Origin of the sequence: Pseudomonas sp. Sample_9, from assembly GCF_004307535.1 — a bacterium.
Taxonomy (GTDB): Bacteria; Pseudomonadota; Gammaproteobacteria; order Pseudomonadales; family Pseudomonadaceae; genus Aquipseudomonas; species Aquipseudomonas mercuritolerans.
Genome location: NZ_RAZO01000339.1, coordinates 1 through 6334, shown reverse-complemented (window position 1 = coordinate 6334; position 6334 = coordinate 1). Strand labels below are relative to the sequence as shown.

At 57.8% G+C, this 6334-nt stretch carries 8 protein-coding genes; all 8 read left to right on the top strand.

All coding sequences use genetic code 11. The features are described from left to right. Positions 1-202 precede the first annotated feature (202 nt). Entirely contained in the window at positions 203-682 is a 480-nt protein-coding gene (locus D6877_RS19350) for a GNAT family N-acetyltransferase (RefSeq protein WP_016770628.1), read from the top strand. Between the two features lie 159 nt (positions 683-841). After that, positions 842-1504, top strand: coding sequence for a hypothetical protein (locus tag D6877_RS19345; protein WP_130911802.1), 663 nt, complete (start codon positions 842-844; stop codon positions 1502-1504). Next, entirely contained in the window at positions 1501-1995 is a 495-nt protein-coding gene (locus tag D6877_RS19340; RefSeq protein ID WP_130911801.1) for a PAAR domain-containing protein, read from the top strand. The genes D6877_RS19345 and D6877_RS19340 overlap by 4 nt, the downstream gene beginning before the upstream one ends. Positions 1996-2001: 6 nt before the next feature. Continuing rightward, complete coding sequence (locus D6877_RS19335; RefSeq protein WP_130911800.1) at positions 2002-2742, top strand: alpha/beta hydrolase; 741 nt, start codon at positions 2002-2004, stop codon at positions 2740-2742. 6 nt (positions 2743-2748) lie between these two features. Then, positions 2749-3243, top strand: coding sequence for a hypothetical protein (locus D6877_RS29430; RefSeq protein ID WP_016770963.1), 495 nt, complete (start codon positions 2749-2751; stop codon positions 3241-3243). Between the two features lie 282 nt (positions 3244-3525). Continuing rightward, positions 3526-4515 carry a 2-dehydro-3-deoxygalactonokinase gene (locus tag D6877_RS19325; RefSeq protein ID WP_130911799.1) on the top strand — a complete coding sequence of 330 codons (990 nt, stop codon included), beginning with the start codon at positions 3526-3528 and terminating at the stop codon, positions 4513-4515. Positions 4516-4534: 19 nt separating this feature from the next. Continuing rightward, complete coding sequence (locus D6877_RS19320; protein ID WP_073472308.1) at positions 4535-5155, top strand: 2-dehydro-3-deoxy-6-phosphogalactonate aldolase; 621 nt, start codon at positions 4535-4537, stop codon at positions 5153-5155. A 61-nt stretch (positions 5156-5216) separates the two neighbouring features. Further along, a partial coding sequence (gene dgoD, locus D6877_RS19315) for a galactonate dehydratase (RefSeq protein WP_130911798.1) occupies positions 5217-6334 on the top strand: 1118 nt, incomplete at its 3' end.

The following is a 6334-nucleotide window of genomic DNA, read 5'->3' as shown; positions in this document are numbered from 1 at the left end:
TATCAACTGTGGGAGCGAGCCTGCTCGCGAAAGCGTCATTTCAGTCAGACGTTGATTCAACTGACAGAATGCTTCCGCGAGCAGGCTCGCTCCCACAAGGGCAACAGTGTTCAGCAAATTGGGCAGGTCAGTATGTTTGCCATGTGACGAGCGCCGCTGCGCGCCTTAGTATGGCGCTTTAATTTGCAGACAAGGCCCGTCCATGACGATCGAAATCCGCCCGGCGACCCCCAGCGATGCGCCGCAAATCCTCACCTTCATCACCGAACTGGCAGATTTCGAGAAGGCCCGTCACGAAGTCATCGCCAGCGTCGCTGACATCGAACGCAGCCTGTTCGGCGAAGGCGCCACCGCCCATGGCCTGATCTGCCTGCGCGACGGCTTGCCGATCGGCTTCGCGGTGTTCTTCTTCAGTTATTCAACGTGGCTGGGCAGCAATTGCCTGTACCTCGAAGACCTCTACATCACCCCCGAACAACGTGGCGGCGGCGCCGGCAAAACCCTGCTGCGCCACCTGGCGAAAATCGCCTGCGCCAACGACTGCGGCCGCTTCGAATGGAGCGTGCTGGAATGGAACACCCCGGCCATCGAATTCTACAAATCCCTCGGTGCGCAACCGCAGGAGGAATGGGTGCGGTATCGCATGGATGGCAAGGTGTTGCGCGAATTTGCCGAGGGCTGAGCACAATGATGGCAATCTACTGCTGATTCGGTTGTCGCCACTGCTCTAGTCCGGCATTCTGTGCGCCATTTTTGCGCGCTCACGGACGACACCTGCAATGTATCTGGCAAAATTGCTCCGCGCCTGTGGAGCCCTCGCTGCGTCAATGAGTGACCAGCTATGAGCGGACTGCAGGCGTCCATGCGTCTGTATGGTCTGGTGAAAACTACCGGCTCTTCTGACGACCCGAATCGACAGGTTGTCGAAATTCTCTGCATGGCCCAGCGCACTGGCGGCGTGGCTATACGGGCTTTCGTGTCGCGGCTCGACGCTGAGTTGATGTCGCGCAGCGCCGGCCTCGGCGAATACCGCGTGGTAGCGCTGAGAACCTTTGATCCAACTGCGATTATCGACGCTCATCAAGGCTGGCTGATGCTGCACATCTGTTGCGGCTTCGTCGCTCTCGCCGGCCATTCTCTGTTGAAAAACGGTGCGTTGATCCCGATGGGCTGGCACGTCTACTCCGAAGTGGGGCGCTGGACCTCCAGGCATCATCTGGACCTTGGCGTGGAAATGGGCGACTTGCTGCAATCGACTTTCGAGCGCAATCACCTGCGCAACTACAACGCCTGGCTCAACGAACTTGATGATGCAACGCCTGCCGAGTTGAGTTGGCAAGCCAACGAAGCCTGGCGTGCCATACAAACCGCGACATCACCTGAAAGCCGTGAGCATTGTCATGCTTTGTTCGACCCGGTCGACAATCGCTGGCGCTTTGCCGCGACCGACATCGACATCTATCAGCCATCCCCGGCACCCCTTAAGCAAGGAGCTTTGAATTGAGTGGTAAACCCGCAGCTCGCGTCACCGACCCAACCGCCTGCCCACTGCCAGGTCACGGCACCAACCCGATTGTCTCCGGCTCGCCGAACGTATTCTTCGACGGCCTCGCTGCTGCACGCATGACCGATAAATCAGCGTGTGGCAGCCCTATCACCGGAGCGGTCTCCGGCACTGTTTTCATCAACGGCCTGAATGCCGCGATGCTCGATAGCACTGGTGGGCATGGCAATGTCGTGATCGGTGGCTCGGGCACGGTGATCATCGGCCAGAGCGGCGGAGGGGCCGCGTTTAGTGGGCTGTTGCCGATGCCGGTGCATTTCACTGACAAGTTGCAAGTAGTCAATCAGGACACCGGAGAGCCGGTCTCTTATCACCCTTACATCATTCAGCGGGGTGACGGCAGTGAAGAGTCTGGCGTGACGGATGCGGCGGGATTTACCCATACCGTCAGTTCGCACCTGGCTGAGACGATTAAATTATTTGTGGAGTAATTAGAGATGGCAAATGGAAGTGCAACAGCGGAGGCTCCACCACCGGCAATGGCGAAAAGGGATCCCGTGAGTCATACACTTACTTGCAAGACAGATCAATCGGTCAAGCAAGTAACAGTAAGCATCCGCGATGCAATGGTTTTTCTTGTTGGTGGAGCTGGCGATCAGGAACGGTATTACGTTGATGGTCCCAATCACAATGTCGACTATGTGCGAGACATGGTCGACGCGGACATCGAAGCGCTGGAGATACAGAAATCTTGTACGACGTTGCCCCTTGGTTATAACTCATTTATGAGTGAGGAGGATCTGGAGCATAACGTTATTCGAAAAATTCCAAGTTGCAATACTGCGATTTATATCATCGGCCACAGTTTGGGTGGCTGGAACGGTGCTCATTTGTCTGCCGTTTTAACCGAGCGCGGTTTCAAAATAAAAATTTTGGTGACCCTGGATCCCGTAGGACACGGCAAAATCGTATATGGTATTTCGAAAATATATCGTCAGGTTCCCAAGCCTAAAGCGCAGTATTGGGTAAATATCAGGGCCGCTGCGGTCGATTGGAACCTGTCAGATCTGGTTGCAGACTTCGGTGAGCAATGGGAGATCTCCGAAGGGCCGAATGTCATGGGGCGGCTCGATATCAATCACGCAGATGCCAACTTTATGTATGCTCATGCCTTGCCCGGTGGAAAGTCAGCGCGACAGATTGTAGCGGAGTCAATATTCAAATGGATCAAGGGGTAACAGCCTATGAAGGTTTTGATCTTGGCAATATGTATATCGGTGCTCTCGGCTTGTTCTTTGAATCATGGCCGGCCCATTGCTAACCTTAAATACGAAAAGACAGAGCGGCTTCGTACTACCGGAATTTATCAAGTTTATTTCAAGTCCGACGTGGAACTTCTCGGCCTGTTCAAGTCGTCTATAGGGCGTGGGCTGGTCTGCTCGTTGACAAGTGATCTTGATTTTTCTCAGGCACACCGAATTAAACAGTCCGGCTTCGGGTTTATCGAGAGGGTTTCACCTGACTCGTTAATTTATAGGGCAGATGTCATTTTTGACGAGTCGGTAGACGATGAGGGGGGAGAAAGGCGCCTGAAAGGGGAAACACTGGATCCCTTTTTAAAAGCCAGAGATTCCTTTTCCTGTGTGTATAGAGTCCATTCCACTACATACAAGACCTATTTTTCCAAGATTATGCAGATACCTAGCGCGGATTTGCTGACAACTGGCCATGCAAAATGAAAGATATCCCGTCCGGCCTTGCCTCTTTCGAGGGCCGCTCTCCCTGAATATTTCCCGACCGCAGCGGCATGGCGAACCTTGCATTTTTGTCCGTGCAAGCCTGACTCGGCCTTTCGCGGCATTCGATCGCCATCCTTGCAGCCGGGGGGCGTTTTGAGCGAGGTGATACCGTTACTGTCGACGGTTCCCATAATATGGGATCAATATTTATATATTGAGATTTCCAATCCCCCGGGTTTATAGTCCGTCGCACTCACTGCCAAAAACAAAACAGGTGAAGCGATGCAGGCGCAATTGATCGCGCTCGATTGGGGGACGACCTCATTACGTGCTTACAAACTCGCGGCGGACGGTGTGGTGCTGGAGCAGCGTGCGCTGTCGTCCGGGATCATGCAGTTGCCCAAGACCCCGCGAATCATCCACGGCCGTGAATGCGCCGATGGGTTTGAACTGGCCTTTGACGAGGCCTGCGGTGACTGGCTCGATGCGCAGCCGGATCTGCCGGTGATCGCTTGCGGCATGGTCGGCAGTGCGCAGGGCTGGCGCGAGGCGGCTTACTGCGAGACGCCGGCCGACGTCGCCCATCTCGGAAATTCCCTACAAACCGTTGTCAGTCTTCGCGGTACGCCGGTGCATATCGTCCCCGGCGTGATTCAGCGTTCGCGTCTGCCCAACGTGATGCGCGGCGAAGAAACCCAAGTCCTCGGCGTGCTGCAAAGTCTGCCGGCCGAGGCCGGTAACGATCTGCTGATCGGTTTGCCAGGCAGTCACTCGAAATGGGTGGAAGTGGTCGATGGCCGCATCACTCATTTCGACACGTTCATGACTGGCGAAGTCTTCGCCGTACTCAGCGAACACAGCATCCTCGGCCGTACCCAGCAGCCGAGCCCGACCTTCGATGCGCAGGCGTTCGACCGCGGTGTGCAAATCGCGCTGTCGGCGGATGCCGAGCTCGGCGTGCTGTCGACCCTGTTCAGCGCCCGCACCCTCGGCCTCACCGGTGAACTGAGCCCGACTGCTCAGGCGGATTATCTGTCCGGCCTGATGATCGGCCATGAGCTGGCCGCGCTCGCCAATGTGCAGCGGCGCCGGCGCAATCAAGCAAATCTTCCATCGATCGTGCTCATCGGCAATGCGCAACTGTGCACGCGATATCGCCGTGCCCTCGACGCCTGCGGCTTTGCTCAGGTGACGTTGGCCGAGCAGGCCACCGAGCGTGGCCTGTGGCAACTGGCGCGCGCCGCCGGACTGATCGATTCCTCATCCCGTTAACCCTGACTGGAGGCCTGACATGCTCAAGCAAGCATTGGCACAAAACGGTCTGATCGCGATTCTGCGTGGCCTGCAACCGCAGGAAGCGGCGGCTGTCGGAGAAGTCCTGTATTCCGCCGGATTTCGCGTCATCGAAGTACCGCTCAATTCTCCATCGCCGTACGAAAGTATCCGCATCCTGCGTGATGCGCTGCCCGCCGATTGCCTGATCGGTGCCGGCACGGTGCTCAGCCCCGAGCAGGTCGAGCAGGTCAAAGCGGCTGGCGGCCAAGTGATCGTCATGCCGCACAGCGATGCCAAAGTGTTGCGCGCGGCGAAAGCGGCGGGGCTGTACCTGTCGCCGGGCGTGGCCACGCCGACCGAAGCCTTCGCCGCATTGGCCGAGGGCGCGGACATTCTCAAGCTGTTTCCGGCCGAGCAAATGAGCCCGGCGGTCGTCAAGGCCTGGCTCGCGGTGTTGCCAGCCGGCACGGTGCTGGCGCCGGTCGGCGGCATTACGCCGGACAACATGCAGGCCTTTATCGATGCCGGTGTGAAAGGTTTCGGTCTCGGTTCCGGCCTGTTCAAACCGGGCATGACGCCCGAGCAGGTGGCGGTCAATGCCAAGGCCTATGTGGCTGCCTGGAAAGCCCTGCGTTAAGACTTTTTGGCGCTGTGCGCGCTGCATCTAATAAAAGCTGCATTTACAAAAGAGAGCAGAGATGAAAATCACCAAACTCACGACCTTCATCGTTCCGCCGCGCTGGTGCTTCCTCAAGGTCGAAACCGACGAGGGCGTGACCGGTTGGGGCGAGCCTGTGGTTGAAGGACGCGCGCATACCGTAGCTGCTGCGGTGGAAGAGTTGTCCGACTACCTGATCGGCAAAGACCCACGCAATATCGAAGACATCTGGACCGTGCTTTATCGCGGCGGCTTCTACCGTGGCGGTGCGATCCACATGAGCGCGCTGGCCGGTATCGATCAGGCGTTGTGGGACATCAAGGGCAAGGCCCTCGGCGTGTCGGTCAGCGATCTGCTCGGTGGCCAGGTGCGCGACAAGATTCGTGTCTATTCGTGGATCGGCGGCGACCGGCCGGCCGACACCGCGCGTGCGGCGAAAGAAGCGGTGAGCCGTGGTTTCACGGCGGTGAAAATGAACGGCACCGAAGAGTTGCAGTTCCTCGACACCTTCGAGAAAGTCGACCTCGCCTTGGCCAACGTTGCCGCCGTGCGTGATGCGGTGGGGCCGAACGTCGGTATCGGCGTCGATTTCCACGGCCGCGTGCACAAGCCGATGGCCAAGGTGCTGATGAAGGAGCTCGACCCGTACAAACTGATGTTCATCGAAGAACCGGTGCTCAGCGAAAACTACGAAGCGCTGAAAGAACTGGCGCCGCTGACCAGCACGCCGATTGCCCTCGGCGAACGGTTGTTCTCGCGCTGGGACTTTAAACGGGTGTTGAGCGAGGGCTACGTCGACATTATCCAGCCGGATGCCTCCCACGCTGGCGGCATCACCGAAACCCGCAAGATCGCCAACATGGCCGAAGCCTACGACGTCGCGCTGGCGCTGCATTGCCCGCTAGGCCCGATCGCCCTGGCGGCGTGTTTGCAACTCGACGCGGCTTGTTACAACGCGTTTATCCAGGAGCAGAGCCTCGGCATCCATTACAACGAGAGCAACGACTTGCTCGACTATGTGAAGGATCCGCGCGTCTTCGACTATGACCAAGGCTTCGTGAAGATTCCGAACGGCCCGGGGCTGGGCATCGAGATCAACGAGGAATACGTGATCGAGCGTGCCGCCGTCGGCCACCGCTGGCGCAACCCGATCTGGCG